16 protein-coding genes are annotated in these 16,974 nt (G+C 50.0%); 14 read left to right on the top strand and 2 right to left on the bottom strand.

Features of this window, described 5'->3' with window-relative positions; translation table 11 throughout:
* The first annotated feature begins 54 nt into the window (after positions 1–54).
* The 10 genes from infA to aroQ all read left to right on the top strand — a co-directional run bounded on the left by infA (position 55) and on the right by aroQ (position 6,556).
* A complete protein-coding gene (gene infA / locus BUE76_RS16655; RefSeq protein ID WP_449506036.1) occupies positions 55–342 on the top strand; it encodes a translation initiation factor IF-1 in 288 nt (95 codons plus the stop codon).
* Positions 343–364: 22 nt separating this feature from the next.
* Entirely contained in the window at positions 365–481 is a 117-nt protein-coding gene (gene ykgO / locus BUE76_RS16650; RefSeq protein ID WP_046369371.1) for a type B 50S ribosomal protein L36, read from the top strand.
* A 113-nt stretch (positions 482–594) separates the two neighbouring features.
* On the top strand, positions 595–975 hold the full coding sequence (rpsM, locus tag BUE76_RS16645; protein WP_073042905.1) for a 30S ribosomal protein S13: 381 nt from the start codon (positions 595–597) through the stop codon (positions 973–975).
* A gap of 189 nt (positions 976–1,164) precedes the next feature.
* Positions 1,165–1,575 (top strand): 30S ribosomal protein S11, encoded by a 411-nt coding sequence (rpsK, locus tag BUE76_RS16640; protein WP_073042903.1) that lies wholly within the window; start codon positions 1,165–1,167, stop codon positions 1,573–1,575.
* Between the two features lie 185 nt (positions 1,576–1,760).
* The gene (gene rpsD, locus BUE76_RS16635; RefSeq protein ID WP_073042901.1) at positions 1,761–2,366 is read left to right on the top strand and encodes a 30S ribosomal protein S4; all 606 of its coding nucleotides are present in this window, start codon (positions 1,761–1,763) and stop codon (positions 2,364–2,366) included.
* A 125-nt stretch (positions 2,367–2,491) separates the two neighbouring features.
* The gene (locus tag BUE76_RS16630; protein WP_073042899.1) at positions 2,492–3,493 is read left to right on the top strand and encodes a DNA-directed RNA polymerase subunit alpha; all 1,002 of its coding nucleotides are present in this window, start codon (positions 2,492–2,494) and stop codon (positions 3,491–3,493) included.
* A gap of 142 nt (positions 3,494–3,635) precedes the next feature.
* A complete protein-coding gene (gene rplQ, locus BUE76_RS16625) occupies positions 3,636–4,163 on the top strand; it encodes a 50S ribosomal protein L17 (protein WP_073042897.1) in 528 nt (175 codons plus the stop codon).
* 124 nt (positions 4,164–4,287) lie between these two features.
* Positions 4,288–5,391 carry a glutamine-hydrolyzing carbamoyl-phosphate synthase small subunit gene (gene carA / locus BUE76_RS16620; protein WP_073042895.1) on the top strand — a complete coding sequence of 368 codons (1,104 nt, stop codon included), beginning with the start codon at positions 4,288–4,290 and terminating at the stop codon, positions 5,389–5,391.
* Positions 5,392–5,527: 136 nt separating this feature from the next.
* Complete coding sequence (locus tag BUE76_RS16615) at positions 5,528–6,073, top strand: GNAT family N-acetyltransferase (protein ID WP_073042893.1); 546 nt, start codon at positions 5,528–5,530, stop codon at positions 6,071–6,073.
* 63 nt (positions 6,074–6,136) lie between these two features.
* Positions 6,137–6,556: a type II 3-dehydroquinate dehydratase gene (gene aroQ, locus BUE76_RS16610; RefSeq protein ID WP_073042891.1), complete on the top strand. Its 420-nt coding sequence runs from the start codon at positions 6,137–6,139 to the stop codon at positions 6,554–6,556.
* A 93-nt stretch (positions 6,557–6,649) separates the two neighbouring features.
* Here aroQ and BUE76_RS16605 read toward each other — a convergent pair whose 3' ends face one another.
* The gene (locus tag BUE76_RS16605) at positions 6,650–8,779 is read right to left on the bottom strand and encodes an FUSC family membrane protein (RefSeq protein ID WP_073042890.1); all 2,130 of its coding nucleotides are present in this window, start codon (positions 8,777–8,779) and stop codon (positions 6,650–6,652) included.
* A 129-nt stretch (positions 8,780–8,908) separates the two neighbouring features.
* Here BUE76_RS16605 and BUE76_RS16600 point away from each other — a divergent pair, with 129 nt between their 5' ends.
* Positions 8,909–10,195, top strand: a complete 1,287-nt coding sequence (locus BUE76_RS16600) for an acetyl-CoA hydrolase/transferase family protein (protein ID WP_073043152.1) — start codon at positions 8,909–8,911, stop codon at positions 10,193–10,195.
* A gap of 98 nt (positions 10,196–10,293) precedes the next feature.
* On the opposite strand, the gene BUE76_RS16595 is transcribed toward BUE76_RS16600, so the two are convergent.
* On the bottom strand, positions 10,294–12,846 hold the full coding sequence (locus tag BUE76_RS16595) for a WD40/YVTN/BNR-like repeat-containing protein (protein ID WP_073042888.1): 2,553 nt from the start codon (positions 12,844–12,846) through the stop codon (positions 10,294–10,296).
* 119 nt (positions 12,847–12,965) lie between these two features.
* Between BUE76_RS16595 and BUE76_RS16590 the strand changes: the two genes are divergently transcribed.
* The 3 genes from BUE76_RS16590 to BUE76_RS16580 all read left to right on the top strand — a co-directional run.
* A complete protein-coding gene (locus tag BUE76_RS16590; RefSeq protein ID WP_143157291.1) occupies positions 12,966–13,718 on the top strand; it encodes a toxin-antitoxin system YwqK family antitoxin in 753 nt (250 codons plus the stop codon).
* 209 nt (positions 13,719–13,927) lie between these two features.
* Positions 13,928–15,859 carry a 30S ribosomal protein S1 gene (gene rpsA / locus BUE76_RS16585; RefSeq protein WP_073042884.1) on the top strand — a complete coding sequence of 644 codons (1,932 nt, stop codon included), beginning with the start codon at positions 13,928–13,930 and terminating at the stop codon, positions 15,857–15,859.
* A 337-nt stretch (positions 15,860–16,196) separates the two neighbouring features.
* Positions 16,197–16,974: lysophospholipid acyltransferase family protein (locus tag BUE76_RS16580; RefSeq protein ID WP_076026765.1), on the top strand; the 778-nt coding region annotated here is incomplete at its 3' end.

The raw sequence follows: 16,974 nt of genomic DNA, 5'->3' as shown, positions 1-16,974 counted from the left end.
TTTCCCCTTGTTTCCCATACTTTTGCCAAAAATCGGGCTGTAAACCACCATAGTGTGGAAAATTTACAGCCCGGTTTTTATTTTTTGCGCGAATACCTATATCTTCGCGCTCCCAAAATCTATATGTCGAAGCAACCTTTAATAAAGCAGGATGGCGTAATTCTGGAAGCACTGTCGAACGCAATGTTTCGCGTGAAGCTGGAAAATGGCCATGAAATACTGGCAACCATTTCTGGTAAAATGAGGATGCACTACATCCGGATTTTGCCGGGTGATAAAGTTGGCGTAGAGATGAGCCCTTACGACTTGAGTCGGGGACGAATCATTTTCCGCTATAAATAAAAACTGATTAATAACCGAAGTCATGAAAGTTAGAGCATCCATCAAAAAACGCAGTGCCGATTGCAAGATCGTGCGTCGCAAAGGCAAACTGTACGTGATCAACAAAAAGAACCCCCGCTACAAGCAGCGTCAGGGATAATTGGAGCGGTTGGCCATTAGCTGTTGGCTATTAGCTCCCCACAAAGAGAAGCTAAAGGCTAAAAGCTAATTGCTAAAAGCCTGTAATTACAAAACAAAAACAAGCAATAAACTATGGCTCGTATTGCCGGCGTTGACTTACCCAAAAACAAAAGAGGCGAGATTGGTCTGACCTACATCTTTGGTATCGGACCCGCTACTGCCCGTTACATTCTTGACAAGAACAGCATTGATCGCAGCAAGAAAGTAAACGAGTGGAACGATGAAGACCTGAATGCTATCCGTACTACCATCAACGACGAGTTCAAGGTGGAAGGTGCGCTGCGCTCTGAAGTGCAGATGAGCATCAAGCGTCTCCTGGATATCGCCTGCTACCGCGGTCTCCGTCACCGTAAGGGTCTGCCCCTGCGTGGTCAGCGCACAAAAACCAACAGCCGCACTCGTAAAGGCAAGCGTAAAACCGTTGCCGGTAAGAAGAAGGCGCCTAAGAAGTAAGGTTAATAGCTACGAGCTTTCAGCTTCAGCCTCAAGTGGAATTTACTTGCAGCTTGAGGCTATTTACTTGTAGCTTAACCAGCGAAGCAGCATAACGCAACAGCGCCGGATCCGGGCTTCGACGGGGAGGGTTGATGCAGCCACGTACCAGCGTGGTTATCTTTTAATCAGTTTTTTAGACTACCTACAATGGCAAAAGCACAAAAAGGTGGACAGAGCGCTAAAGCCGCCGCCAAAAAGCGTATTGTGAAGGTTGACGCCTATGGCGATGCCCACATCACCGCTTCTTTCAACAACATCATCATTTCCCTCACCAACAAGTCCGGCCAGGTAATCTCCTGGAGCTCTGCTGGTAAAATGGGTTTCCGTGGCTCTAAAAAGAACACGCCTTACGCTGCTCAGATGGCTTCTTCCGATGCCGCTAAAGTAGCCCTGGATGCCGGTGTTCGCCGCGTAGACGTATTTGTAAAAGGTCCCGGTGCTGGCCGTGAGAGCGCTATCCGCGGTCTGGCTCAGTCCGGTATCGAGGTGAATATGATCAAGGACGTTACCCCGCTGCCCCACAATGGCTGCCGTCCTCCCAAGAAACGCCGCGTATAACATAGCTGTTGGCTTTTAGCTATTGGCTGTTGGCTTTTTTGGCTAACCGCTAACAGCTAAAGGCCAAAAGCTTTTCTGATACCTCCTGGTTATCATCATTTACATCAAAGGGTGCTTCATTAATTTTTACCGCTTTCAACGATGAACGCACCGGTTTCTAAAAAGCGGAAATGATATAAACCACTATGGCACGTTACAACGGTCCAAAGACCAAAATCTCCCGCATTTTCGGCGAGCCCATTCTTGGCAATGGCAAATGGCTCGGTAAAAACTCCAACCCTCCCGGTCAGCACGGTGCTCAGCGCAAGCGCAAGACCCTGGGTGAGTATGCCCTCCAGCTCCGCGAAAAGCAAAAAGCCAAGTACACATACGGTGTACTGGAAAAGCAGTTCCGCAAAACTTTTGAAGAAGCCGCCCGTCGTAAAGGCGTTACCGGTGAAAACCTCATCAAGCTCCTGGAAGCCCGCCTGGACAATGCCATCTTCCGCATGGGTATTGCGCCCAGCCGTCCTGCTGCCCGCCAGCTGGTAAGCCATAAGCACGTAACCGTAAACGGTTCGGTAGTGAATATTCCTTCCTACCAACTGCAGCCCGGCGACATCGTGGCCCTGAAGGACAAGTCGAAAGACAACAGCGCCATCACCAGCCAGGTGCGTGGTAAAAACCAGAAGTTCACCTGGGTTGATTGGAATGAAACGACCATGACCGGTACGTTCATCACCTACCCCGAGCGTGAGGCCGTTCCTGAGAACATCAAGGAACAACTGATCGTCGAATTGTACTCGAAATAATCGTGAAACGTGAAACGGCAAACGTCAATGTTTGTCGTTTCCGTTTTATCTTTTCACGGTTGACGTTTCACTTTTGACGACCAACACGGTAACTAACCCTTTAAAGCAAAAAACAAGAAGTCTATATGGCTATTTTGAATTTTCAGAAACCCGACAAGATCGTTCTTCAGAAGGTATCCGATTTCGAAGCACAATTCGAATTCCGTCCCCTGGAGCCCGGCTACGGTGTTACCATCGGTAACGCGCTACGCCGTGTGCTGCTCAACTCACTGGAAGGATACGCCATCACCGGTGTTAAGATCGAAGGTGTAGACCACGAGTTTGCAACCATGCACGGTGTTTCGGAAGATGTTGTGGAAATCCTCCTCAACATCAAGCAGGTACGCCTGAAGAAAGTGGTTGACCACGATGTTCAGAACGAGCGCATCATGCTGAGCATCAAAAACAAAACTGAATTTACCGCAGGTATGATCGGCGACGGTACCCAAACCTTCGAGGTGATGAACCCCGAGCTGCTGATCTGCACCCTGGACAACTCTGTAAAGCTGGATATCGAACTGACCGTTGGCAAAGGCCGTGGTTATGTGCCCGCTGAAGAGAACAAACCCAAGGATGCCCCTGTAGGTTATATCCCTGTAGATGCTATTTACACGCCCATTAAAAACGTGAAATACAGCATCGAGAATACCCGTGTGGAGCAGCGCACCGACTACGAGAAACTCGTAATGGACGTAGCTACCGACGGTACCATTCATCCCGAGGAAGCTGTGAAGCAGGCCAGCCGGATCCTGATCCAGCACCTGATGATCATCACCGACGAGAACATCACCTTCGACAATAAAGAAGAGAAGAAAGAAGACATCGTTGACGAGCAAACCCTGCAGCTCCGCAAGGTGCTGAAGACCCCCCTCGAAGACCTCGATCTTTCTGTTCGCGCCTTCAACTGCCTAAAAGCCGCTAAGATCAACTCGCTGAGCGAGCTGGTACAGTACGAGCAGGAAGACCTGATGAAGTTCCGCAACTTCGGACAGAAGTCGCTGAGCGAAATCGAGCAGGTACTCAACGAGCGTGGTCTGCACTTCGGTATGGACCTGAGCAAGCTGGGAGTGGATAAGGATGATTTCTAGAAATTAGCTAATTAGCCAATGAGCTAATGTGCTAATGAAAACCACCCGGTTCTACTTAGCACATTAGCTAATTATCACATTGGCTTATTAATCACACGGGTTGCATTCCTTGACACGGTGCAACTCATAAACTACACACGTCATGCGTCACGGAGACAAAATCAACAACCTGGGTCGTAAGAAGGCCCACCGCGAAGCCCTGCTGAGCAACCTCGCTATTGCCCTGATCACACACAAGCGCATCGTAACTACCCAGGCTAAAGCTAAAGCCCTGCGTACTTATGTTGAGCCCCTGATCACCAAAAGCAAGCAAAATACCACGCACCAGCGTCGTATCGTGTTCAGCCACCTGCAGGACAAGTTTGCTGTAACCGAACTGTTCGATGTAATCAGCGCCAAAATCGCTGACCGTCCCGGTGGTTACACCCGCATCCTGAAACTGGGTACCCGCCCTGGTGACAACGCCGAGCAAGCCTTGATCGAGCTGGTAGACTTCAACGAGATCTATGGTAAGAAAGCAGAGGCACAAGCTGAGCCCGCCAAGCGTACCCGCCGTGCTGGTGGTGCCCGCAAGAAGGCCACAGATGCAACTGCCGAAGCACCTGCTGCACCTGCTGCTGAAACTCCTGCAGCCGATGCACCCGAAGCTACAGAGCAACAACCCTCTTAAGTTTTCGAGGTTAATTCATAGAAAGGCGAGATGCGAAAGCATTTCGCCTTTTTTTATTAAACGTAACAGGTCTTTGAGACCTGTTACGTTTAATACCCTTACTTTTGCGCAATTTGTTTTTAAAATGAGCGAACAAAAGAAAGCCCTCTTAGTTTTGGAAGACGGTTCTGTTTACGAAGGCAAGGCCTTTGGCGCGGTGGGTACCACCGGCGGCGAACTGTGCTTCAACACCGGCATGACCGGCTACCAGGAAGTATTTACCGATCCTTCGTATTACGGCCAGGTGCTGATCATGAACAGCGTACACATCGGCAACTACGGCGTGAAGGAAGATGATGTGGAGTCGGAGAGTGTGAAGATCAAAGGGCTGATTGGCCGCAACCTTGAGGAGCTCTACTCCCGCAAGCTGGCCAAAGGTTCGCTCGATGAATATCTGAAAGCGCAAAACATTGTTGCCATTGAAGGCGTGGATACCCGTGCCCTGGTTACCAAAGTACGGGAAGAAGGCGCCCTTAACTGCCTGATCTCTTCCGAAATCTTGGATGCCGAAGTGCTTAAAGCCAAGCTTGCTGAAGTACCCAGCATGGCTGGCCTGGAGCTTGCTTCCATCGTGAGCACCCAAGTGCCTTACGAGTTGGGCGATCCTGCTTCACCCATCCGCATTGCGGTACTCGATTTTGGCACCAAGCGCAATATTCTCAACTGTATGGTGGAGCGTGGCGCTCTTGTAAAAGTGTTTCCCGCCAAAACCCCTTTGGAAGAACTGAAGGCTTTTAGCCCTGCTGGTTATTTTATTTCCAATGGTCCCGGCGACCCGGCAGCAATGCCCTATGCCGTGGAAACAGTAAAGCAGGTGCTGCAGGAAGAGAAGCCCACCTTTGGTATTTGCCTCGGTCACCAACTGCTGGCACTGGCCAACGATATCCCTACTTTTAAAATGCACCATGGCCACCGCGGTATGAACCACCCGGTGAAAAACCTGCTGACCGGCAAGTGCGAGATCACTACCCAGAACCATGGTTTTGGCGTGGATCCCGAAGCGGTACGCAATGCGGAACACATCGAGATCACCCACGTAAACCTCAACGACAATTCCATCGAAGGTATCCGTGTGAAAGGCAAGCCTGCGTTCTCGGTGCAGTACCATCCCGAAGCAACCCCGGGCCCGCACGATAGCCGCTACCTCTTCGATGAGTTTGTAGCTATGATCAAAGAACATGTAGCCTAACAAAGCATAAATTTTAAAAAGCAGCAGGAAAACCCTGCTGCTTTTTTGTGTCCTTACTTTTGCCCTTACAATAGATAGAACGCATCCAACTGAAAGAAGTAATTGGGGCTTTTTATCTTTCTGAAAAGGTTTTGGTTTGGACACCCATCGCTTTTCCATAGAACCCTTTACCGCTTCCGACCAGGACTTTGTTTTTGAAGGCCTGAGCCATCCCGATGTGATCCGGTATTATGGTGTGCAGTTCCATACTTATGAAGCTGCCAGACTGCAAATGGAATGGTTTGAACAAATTACCAGGGAACAGTCGGGGAAATGGTGGAAGATCATCAGCAAAGATCAACAGGTAAGGGTAGGAGCCATAGGCATGAACAACTACCAACCGCAACACCGCTGTACCGAAATCGGTTACTGGCTCTTACCCCGATACTGGAAGCAAGGTATCCTTCGTGAAGTGATGCCCGTATTCTTACATCATTTATTCAGGGATAAAATGATGCACCGGGTGGCTGCCAGCGTAGAAGTAGGCAATGATGCCAGCAACAAGGTGTTGCGTTTTGCCGGCTTCCACTATGAAGGCATGCAACGGGAATGCGAGTACAAAAAGGGTAAGTTTATCAGCCTGATGTGGTATAGCCTGCTGGAGGAGGAATGGCGGCAAGGGCAGATGAAAACCGAACAATAGTATGTACGGGACAGTAGTGAGCCACCTGTTAGCTGTACTGCAAAAAATCGTATCTCTGCATCCATGAACATCGCCATCATCAACGGCCCCAACCTCAACCTGCTTGGAAAACGCGAGCCCGGTGTTTACGGCAGCCAAACTTTTGAAGAATACTATCAGCAATTGCAGCAGCGCTATCCCCAGGTAAGATTCCGGTATTTTCAAAGCAATGTAGAAGGTGAACTGATCAACGAATTACAAGGCGTAGGTTTTTCCTTTGATGGCATCATTATGAATCCCGGCGGCTATACGCATACATCGGTTGCTATTGGCGATGCCATAGCAGCCATCACCACACCTGTTGTTGAAGTGCATATATCGAATGTACATGCCCGGGAGGAATTCCGAAAGCTGTCGCATGTTTCTGCAAAAGCGGCAGGCAGCATCATCGGCCTGGGATTAAAAGGCTATGAGCTTGCAGTGGAATGGCTTTTACGTAGATAATCCTGGGCTAAGCTATCATGCTTCCAAATCTTTAATGGCCATTTCAGGTTAAAGAAGGAACTTCTATAGACAAGGGCAAAACGAAATCAAAAATCACTTGCCTTTTTTGGCCGCTTTTACAATATCCTCACTCAACCGGTACATAAATTCAAGCTGTTCTTTCATCAGGGTTTCGTCCCTAGATAGTGCTGTTTGCACGTCGCCACTGGTGGTTCCAAGAGCCTCCAGGGCCTCAGTCTTGCAGGGACAGTTCATTTGCGCAAGCGCCGTACACAGGGTATTGATGATCTTGCGGATGTTGCGGTTCAGTTCGGCAGGGTAGGGACGTGGAGGTTGATGGATCAATCCCGAAGCAAGGGTAGCCGTGTTGGAAAAAAGGATATGGTTTAATACCACAAATTGCTGAACCGCTGATCGGTCAACCTGTTTGCGTCGTGGCTCCGACAACATGCGCTGAAAGGCTGCCGACAGGTTGGCCGATGATACATACACTTCTTTTCTGGCCAGTTTGTAATCGGTAATGCTCACTGTTTTTCCTGACAGCATTTCTGCCAGTCGAAACAGGTAATTGCTGTTGGCTTTAAGCATGTCGCGTAGAAAATTAGAAAGCTGCTCGGATTCCCAGTTGGGCAACAAAATATAGCCCGCCAGCAAAGCAATAATGCAACCCACCAGGGTATCAATCACCCGCTCCTGCAACAGTGCCATAAAGCCAATACCCAGGAAGCTGAAGAGAATCAGGATAAAGGGCGTCATGAAAATCACCGACAATAAATAGCGGGTGCGCATAAAACTATAGGTGCCCAGCATAAATAAAACCAGGAGCCCAAACAGCACCTGTTTGTTGGGTATCAACAAAAGCAATACAATACCTATAACCCCACCAGCCAAAGTGCCCGCTATCCTTTCAATATTGCGTTGGCGGGTAAGGCTGAACGAAGGCTTCAACATGAAAATGATGGTCATCAGGATCCAGTAGCTGTGGTGACCTTGGGCAATGAATTTAGAAACAGCAAAACCTACCAACGCGGCAATAGCTACCCTTAAAGAATGGCGGAAAACGGCCGATTGCAGGTTAAGGTTGTCCAGCAGCAATCTTGGGTCAAGGCTTTGGTGGGCAACAAAGCGGTCATAAGGCAAAACTTGCTTGTGTTCGCGGGGTTCGCCGGATTCAAAATAAAGGCGGAGGTCCTGGAGTCTTTGCAGCATGCGCCTGATATTCACCAGCAGTTTCTTCAAGATCAACACATCGCCCTTGTCCGTAGCCAATGCATCTACATCGGCTTTCAGTTGAATGATGGCCTGGTCGGGGTTAAGCCTGGGAACAAACTTTTGGTTAGACTGTATGGCTACACCCATAGCATCCAGTTCGGCTGCCATATTGCGGGCCAGGTCGGCAATCTGGTCGAGGATGCGGGTATGACCGAATTCCCGGCGCAGATAATTGTAATCGAGGTAAGTGGCGGTAATCTCTTCAAACAGGTCTACCACATCGGTAAATGCCAGCAGTAAGCGCCTGCCCTGTTGCGAGGGGTCTTTTACAATCTGCCGCGTTTTAAACAGTACTTCACGCACTGCATCCTGCTTTTCACTCACCACTATTTGCCGGGCCATCAGCTTGTTGAAATTGTCTTCCAACTGGTGCTTGCTGTCGTAGAAGTTAGCCTTGATGCGGAGGTAGTCGGCCAGTTCGCGGATACACTCACCGAGGCTGCGTTGCGCAGGGCGGAAGGGCGCTATGCGGTAGTCGAGCAGGCTGATAAAGCCATACCAAAGTCCGCCACAAAAAATAAAGAGGGCCTGTGCACCAAAGCCCTGCGGCAGTGGCTCCTGGTCCATACTCAGCACCATCACCAATAGGGCCGCATTGCCTACCGATGCGCCTCGGAGGCCATACACCAGGAAGAGGGAAAAGAAAAAGCTAAGCACCACCACCAGTACACCCATGATCAGGAGATTGGTGCGTGCCCATTCGGTTACCAGGGCCGTTGCCAGCACAAAGGCCAGGCAAAACATCATGGTATTGGTGCGGTTGATGATAGCACCGGGCGTATCGGCAAGGCTTACACACAGCGCACCCAGCGAAAACAACATACCCATGTGTATATTACCCATAAAGGAGCCGATGAGTGCAGGCAGCAATACCGATATGGTGATGCGTAGCCCATCGGAAAATGACTGGCTTGAAAAAAAGGAGCGTAGCTCTTTAGTTGTTTGTTTCATGTGCGGTACCTCAATCCTGTCTTCAAAAACATTACCGTGGCAAAGGTGACAACAATTAGGCAGAACTGTAATGTTGGTCAGTGCCTGATTTTTGCAGAAAGGTTCTCTTTGCACCCAATTTATCCGCATATGAAGATTCCCGTTCAGTACCAGTCGGCCGAGGAGGCTTTATCCATTATCCAGTCCGGGCAACGTGTATTTGTGCAGGGCAGTGCCCAAACGCCTACTTTTTTACTGAAAGCACTGGCTGCACAGGCCAACCGCCTGCGGAATGTGGAAGTCGTTTCCATCACCGTGTACGGCGATGTGCATATTGACAGACCCGAACTGGTGGAAAATTTTCACATCAACTCTCTTTTTGTTTCCGGATCGGTGCGGCAGGCGGTGAACGAAGGCCGGGGCGATTTTGTACCTGTTTTTCTCAGCGATATTCCCAACCTGTTTACCGGTGGCGTCATGCCCATTGATGTAGCCTTGGTGCATGTATCCCCACCCGATGCGCATGGTTACTGCACTTTGGGCCTTTCTGTTGATATTGCCCGCTCGGCGGTAAACACTGCCCAGCATGTTATCGCCCTTGTCAACCCCAATGTACCCCGTACCCATGGCGATGGGCTGATCCACAGCAGTCGTTTTCATGCCATGGTGTACTGCGAGGATGCTTTGCATACAGCCGATTTCAGTGCTAAGGAAAGTGACATTGATTTGAAGATCGGGGCGAATGTTGCCAGCCTGGTGGAAGACCGCGCAACCATACAAATGGGGATTGGCTCCATTCCCAATGCGGTACTCAAATGCCTGGTCAACCATAAAGACCTGGGCGTGCATACCGAAATGTGCTCCGATGGGATTATTGATTTGGTAGAACGCGATGTGATCAACAACAAGTACAAACGCATCCATCCGAATAAAACCGTTACATCCTTTGCCCTGGGCACCCGCCGCCTGTACGATTATGTGGATGATAATCCGTCTTTCCACTTCCTTGATATCGATTATGTAAACGACCCGCATGTCATCCGCCGCAACCCTCGTGTAGTAGCCATCAACAGCGCCGTAGAAATTGATATCACCGGCCAGGTATGCGCCGACAGCATTGGCACCTACCAGTACAGCGGTATCGGTGGGCAAATGGACTTTATGCGGGGTGCAGCCCTGAGTGAAGGTGGCAAACCCATTATCGCTTTACCCAGCCGTACGGCTAAAGGCGTGGCGCGTATTACACCCATTTTAAAGCCCGGGGCAGGCGTGGTTACCACCCGTGGACATATTCATTACGTGGTTACGGAGTATGGTATTGCTTACCTGTTTGGAAAAAATCTAAGGCAGCGTGCCAAAGCCCTGATCAGCATTTCCCACCCCGATGATCGTGAAGCTTTGGAAAAGGCTTGCTTTGAGCGTTTTAAAGTTTTTTAAAATAAAACACCTCACAGGTTTTCAAAACCTGTGAGGTGTGCCTGGTAAACCTATAAGGTCTTTAAGACCTTATAGGTTTTAAAACTTTATAGGTTTATTTAATCAATTTCCTCTTCACGGGCTTCTTCATCCTCTGCTTCCTCTGTTTTCTTTTCTTCCTTTTTTTGCCCTACCGGCACATTCAGTTTAGCCACATAGAGGCTGCGGCCATGGGTGCCCAGCACAATTTCATTTTCACGCTTCTGAATGGCAATATCATGCACGGGAATGGATTTAGGCAAACCTGCATTCCACATCATAAAACTTTGACCTCGGTCTTTGCTGACGTATAAGCCGCCGTCGGTACCTACATACAAAGTGTTTTCATCAGTAGGGTCTTCGCGTACAACGTTGATGGGTTCCGCCGGCAGATCTTGTCCCAGTTGCTTCCAGGTAGCGCCATAGTCTTCACTGACATAGAGGTAGGGACGGAAATCATCATTCCGGTAGCCGTTTAGTGTTGCATACACCCGAGGCTCTTTGTACTGCGAGGCAGTAACGCGGCTCACCCATAAACCATGAGGCAGGGCAGTTGCCTTTTTATCAACCGGCTTGCTGATATTGGTCCAGCTGTAACCACCGTCCTTGGAAACATGGATCAATCCATCATCGGAGCCGGTATACAGCAGTCCAAACCGAAGGGGCGATTCGGCAATGGTGGTCAGCGTGGCATAGGGCACATTGCCCTCTTTGCTGCCATTGGTGAGATCGCCGCCAAGTGCCTGCAGCGAATCGCCCCGGTTGAAAGAGCGGTACAGTTTATTGGAGCCAATATAAAATACCTGTGGGTTGTGGCTGCTGAGCAGGATGGGTGTTTGCCAGTTGAACCGCATGGGCAGTTCACCCAGCTGGTGCAGGGGCTTCACACTTTTTGCAGGCCGAGGATACAGCTTGTGCAGCCGGCTATAGCTGCCAAACTGTGAACCTGTATAAACGGTATTGTTGTCGGTGGTATCTACCTGCACCTGCATGCCATCGCCACCCACGATGCTTTTATATGGATAGCTTCCGCCCTGGTGCCAGCCCGTGCCAAAAGCATAAGTTGAAGGGCCCCACCACACACCATTGTCCTGCAAGCCGCCATATACATTGTAGGGCTTGGCATTGTCAACGGTGATGGCGTAAAACTGGCCAAGCGGTGGCGTGTTGGCTTTAAACCAGCTTTTGCCGTTGTCATAGGTGATGTTCAGCCCGCCATCGTTGCCACTGAACATATGGCTGTCCCGTTTGGGATTGATCCATGCGGCATGGTGGTCGGCATGTACATTGGCCTTGTCCATGCGCTTAAAGGTTTTGCCGCCGTCTTCGGAATACTCCATGGTATAAGCCGGTATCACCACCTTCTGGTCGTTGGAGGGCGATACATAGATCTTTCCAAAGTAGTAACCATAGGTGCTGAACATGTTCAGGTGCTTGCTGTGCGTTTTACGCCAGCTGCGGCCGCCATCATCGCTGCGGTATACTTCGGCCCCGGCAGGTGCACCCTGGAAACCATCGTTTACATAGAGGTAGTCGTACAGCACCGTTGGTTTTAATTTACCCGAAGCAACATCTGCTTTTATTTGTGCGCCGTTGTAGCGGCCCAGCAAGCGGTACTGCTTCAAAAATGTATCCATCCGGGCGGTGTTTAGGGCTGCAAACTGCACTGCATTTAATCCCTTGAAATCGTTCAGTACATATTTACCGGTATCCCTTTTAGCGGTATCGGGGCGAGGCTGCTGGTTGTCTACAACAGCATAAACCACCTGTGGGTTTTTGGGGTAAACGGCCAAACCAATGCGGCCAACCACATTGCCTATGGGAAAACCTGAACCTGCTTTCGTAATCAAGCTCCAGGTGTTGCCGCCATCGGTGCTTTTGTAAATACCACTGGTGGCGCCTGCAGGCTCAAAAGCCCAGGCACGCCGGGTGCGGTACCAGGCTGCGGCATACAGTTCGTTAGGGTTTTTAGGATTGATGTCCAATTCCACCACTCCGGTATTGTCGTCCACATAAAGGGTTTGCTTCCAGGTTTTGCCACCATCCGTGGTCTTGTACACCCCCCGCTCTTTATTGGGCGAATACAGGTGTCCCATTGCTGCTACCCAGGCGGTGTTGGGGTCGGTGGGGTGCAGTTGAATTTTGCCGATGTGGTGCGATTCGGGCAGGCCCAGGTATTGCCATTGTTTACCGTTGTTGGTGCTTTTGTATACACCCAAGCCGGCATAGGTGGAGCGGCTGCTGTTTACCTCGCCCGTGCCCACCCAGAGGGTGCGGGTTTTCCAATCTACGGCAATGTCGCCAATGGTCATCACATCGAGGCTGTCGAAAATAGGGGTGAGGCTCTGGCCGTTGTTGGTACTGTGCCACAGGCCGCCGGTGGCATAGGCCACGTAAAATTCGGTGGGGTCCTGTTCATTAACTTCTACGTCCACAACCCGGCCGCTCATTACGGTTGGCCCGATGTTTCGAAAAGCATTGTGGTTGAGGGTAGAGCGTTGCTCCAACAATTGGCGCTGTTCCAGTCCTTTGAGCCTTTCGGCAGCGGGTGTGGGCCGCACCTGGGCTTTTGACAAAAGGCTAACAGCCACCACCGAGCAGGTGAGTAGGGCTTTATGTAGTTTTGAAATCATATCTCATGTGAAATTTCGTTTCTAAGGTAGGGTAAGTGATTGAACCACAAAGGTCCAAAGAAAATAAGGAGCACAGTGGCTTCTATCCAATATTGCGGTTTACCTGAAAAAAGAAAATTATGCGACTACTGACTTTATTATTGGTGCTCTTTACTTACACGGGTATTGCCCAAACCAAGGCCTATGTAATTGGTGTGAAAGGCGATACGCTTAACCGGGTAGATGCCAAAGGCAAACGGCAGGGGCGTTGGGTGGAAAAAATCCCCGACACCCGTGGCGAGAAAGGCTACGAGGAGCAAGGTGTTTACCTCAACGGTAAAAAAGAAGGGCAGTGGCAGCGCTTTTCTTTAGAAGGCGACCTGGTGGCCATTGAGCAATACAAGTTTGGGTATAAAAACGGTAAGTCGGTGTACCTGACGCCTATGGGCGATCCTTTACGCGAGGAAAGCTGGAAGGCCGTTGACCCTACCAGCCCCTATGATACCATCGACGTAATGGACCCTAACGACCCTACCCGTGTGTTGGAGAAGCAGGTGATCAAGCTGGAAGGCACCGCCCTCAAGCATGGTACCTGGAAATATTACGATCCCTGGAGCGGCAAGCTGGAAAAGAAAGAAGAATATGTGTTCGACAACCTGCAACAGCATGGCCAGCCACTGGATTTTAGTTCCCGTAACAAAGCCACTTCTGAACAAGACGATGACCTGGCGCCCATAGATGTAACCGGTGCCTCAGCCCGCAAAAAGCCCGAATACAAAGCAAAGACAGCGGAAGAAAAAAAAGCCCTTCCCAAGCCGCAGGCGGTAATTGATTTTGAAAAGAAGAATGCGGGAAAGAAGAAAGTGCGGATGCGGGATGGCAGTACGTTTTAACCCCCTGTCCCCCCAAAGGGGGAACTTAGATCAAACATGATTTAAAAACAGCGCCCCTCCAAAGTAGAGGGGCTTTTTTTAATCATTCCCACCTTTTAGCATATTGTTAAATAGGCAGGTACTCCGGCCTAAGTTCCCCCTTTAGGGGGATAGGGAGTGTATTTCTTTTCCCTATCTTTGCCGCCCGGAATAAAACCTCCGGATTTTTTATGGAAGAAAATATTGTTAACCCAAACGCTGAAGGCCAGGAGCCCCAGGCAGCACCTGCTGCCGAAGCTACAGCGACAACAAATGCACCTGCCGCAGAAGCTACACCCGTAGCAGTTCAAGCAGAGCCGGTTGTTGAAACCGCTCACGACGATTTCGACTGGAGCATCGACAAGCGCAATGTCGCTTCTTACAGCCAGGAAGAAAAAGTTAAATACGACAAAGTGTACGAAAACACGTTTGTACAGCTGAACGACGGCGAGCTGATCACCGGTTTGGTGGTTGGTATCACCAAAACCGACGTGGTGCTGAACATCGGCTTCAAATCTGATGGCCTGATCTCCCTCAACGAATTCCGCGACATCCAGAACCTGAAAGTAGGTGATGAGATCGAGGTTATGGTAATTGAGAAAGAAGACCGCGCCGGCAACCTGAACCTGAGCCGCAAACAGGCCCGCATCACCCGTGCATGGGAGCGTATCGTTGAGATCCACAAATCTGGTGAGATCGTTACCGGTACCGTTACCAGCAAAACCAAGGGTGGTCTCATCGTTGACGTATTTGGCATGGAAACCTTCCTGCCCGGTTCTCAGATCGATGTGAAGCCTGTTACCGACTACGATCAGTTTGTAGGTAAGACCATGGAGTTCAAAGTGGTGAAGATCAACGAAGCCATTAAGAACGCCGTAGTATCACACAAAGCACTCATCGAAAGCGATATCGAAGCACAGCGTGCACAGATCATCGGTCAGCTCGAGAAGGGCCAGGTACTGGAAGGTACCGTGAAGAACATCACCGACTTCGGTGCGTTCATGGACCTCGGCGGCCTCGACGGTCTGCTGTACATCACCGATATTTCGTGGGGCCGCATCAACCACCCTTCAGAGGTGTTGAAGCTGGACCAGAAAGTAAACGTGGTGGTTCTGGATTTCGACGACGAGAAGCGTCGCATTTCCCTGGGCCTGAAGCAGCTGACTCCCCACCCATGGGATGTGCTGCCTGAGACCATCTCAGAAGGTTCTGTAGTTAAAGGCCGCGTAGTGAACATCGAAGATTACGGTGCATTCCTGGAAATTCTGCCTGGTGTAGAAGGTCTGGTACACGTATCTGAGATCACTTGGGCTAATACCCCCATCAATGCCAAAGAGTTCTTCAAGCTGAACGATGAGCATGAAGCTAAAGTGGTGACCCTGGATAAGGACAGCCGCAAAATGAGCCTCTCCATTAAGCAACTGTCTGAAGATCCCTGGAACACAATCGAGAACAAGTTCCCCGAAACCAGCCGTCACAACGGTGTGGTGAAAAACATCACTCCTTACGGTGTGTTTGTTGAGCTGGAGCCTGGTATCGGTGGTATGATCCACATCTCCGACCTGAGCTGGCTGAAGCGCTTCAACCACCCCAGCGAGTACACCAAAGTTGGCCAGAACATCGAGGTAGTTATCCTCGGTATCGACAAGGACAACCGCAAACTCCAGCTGGGCCACAAACAACTGGAAGAAGATCCCTGGAACAGCCTGCAGGATACATTTGCGATCGGTTCTATCCACGAAGGAACCGTGCTGCGTAAGGACGACAAAGGTGCCATCGTACAACTGCCCTACGGTCTGGAAGGCTTTGCCCCCAACCGTCACCTGGCAAAAGAAGATGGTAAAACCGTTGGCGCCGATGAGACTGCAGAGTTCATGGTGATCGAGTTCGACCGTAACGAGAAGCGCATCGTAGTATCGCACGCTCGTATCTGGGAACAAGCTGCTGCCGGTGAGCGCGACGCTGCCCGTAAGGAAGCCCGTGCCAACACAGAGCAGACCAAGAAAGCGGTTAAGAACATTCAGGGCAAGGTTGAGAAGCCTACCCTCGGCGACCTGGGTGCCCTGGCACAGCTGCGCGAAAAGCTGCAGCAGCAAGAGCAGAAAGGCGGCGAGCAGAAGTAATCTTCGCAAAGCACTTTATACTATCAGCACCCCACGCAAGTGGGGTGCTTTTTTTATGTAGGGTCTTGATGTTGTGTCCTGGCGACGCAAGCCCTTTCTCATTCCTTTTAGTTGCATCAAACTCAAAGGAACAAGCCTGTAAGGCAGTGTTGCAAAATTGGATGTTTACTAAAAGCCAGCATAAAAGCCTGGTGTTCCAGCTGCATTTGGAACCGGCATAAAGTTTTATTACTGCTCTTTACAAGGGAATCTGCTTAGTTTGACTGCGCATTTTCCCTTTGGCATTAAGGTTTTAAAACTGCCTCCCTATCTTTAGTGTTTCAACAAAGCTTTGTGCATGGACGTATGGAAACAACTGGCTGAGTTTAAACTGGTACGCAAACTAGTGTATGCGGTAGTTGGATTGGCTACCTACCCGGGTTTGGTACTGGTAAATAAACTCAAGATCAGCGGAACGGAGCACATCGAAAAGCTGCCACGCAGGAACGTGCTTTATGTTTCCAATCACCAGACGTATTTTGCCGATGTCATCACCTTCCTGCATATTTTCTGTGCAGTAAAATGGCGCAAGCGCAACAGGCTTGGCGTACCCCTTTATCTCCTTAATCCTTTCACCCATGTATATTATGTAGCCGCTGAAGAAACCATGAAAAGTTCCTTTATCAGCCGGCTGTTTACCCTAGCGGGTGCTATAACGGTAAAGCGCACCTGGCGTGCCGAAGGCAAGGAAGTGCGCCGCGGTCTGGATCCATCCGATACCCGTAATATTGAACGTGCACTGGGCAGCAACTGGGTCATCACTTTTCCACAAGGCACTACCAAAGCATATGCTCCTGGCAGGAAAGGAACAGCCTATATCATCAAACATTGCAAGCCCGTTGTCGTGCCCATCGTTATCCAGGGTTTTTGGCGGGCATTCGACAAGAAAGGTTTGAAGTTTAAAAAGAAGGGAACACAGCTCTCGGTAACTATAAAGCCACCGTTGGATATCAATTATGAAGCGGCACCAGAAATCATCCTCGCTCAGATTATGGATGCCATTGAACAAAGCAAGGACCATATGATGAAAGGTCCGCACCACTGGAAGACTGAGGATGCGATGGAGGTAGGAGCGA

This window comes from Cnuella takakiae (assembly GCF_001953305.1).
Taxonomy (GTDB): Bacteria; Bacteroidota; Bacteroidia; order Chitinophagales; family Chitinophagaceae; genus Flavisolibacter; species Flavisolibacter takakiae.
This window is presented reverse-complemented; position numbering and strand designations above follow the sequence as displayed.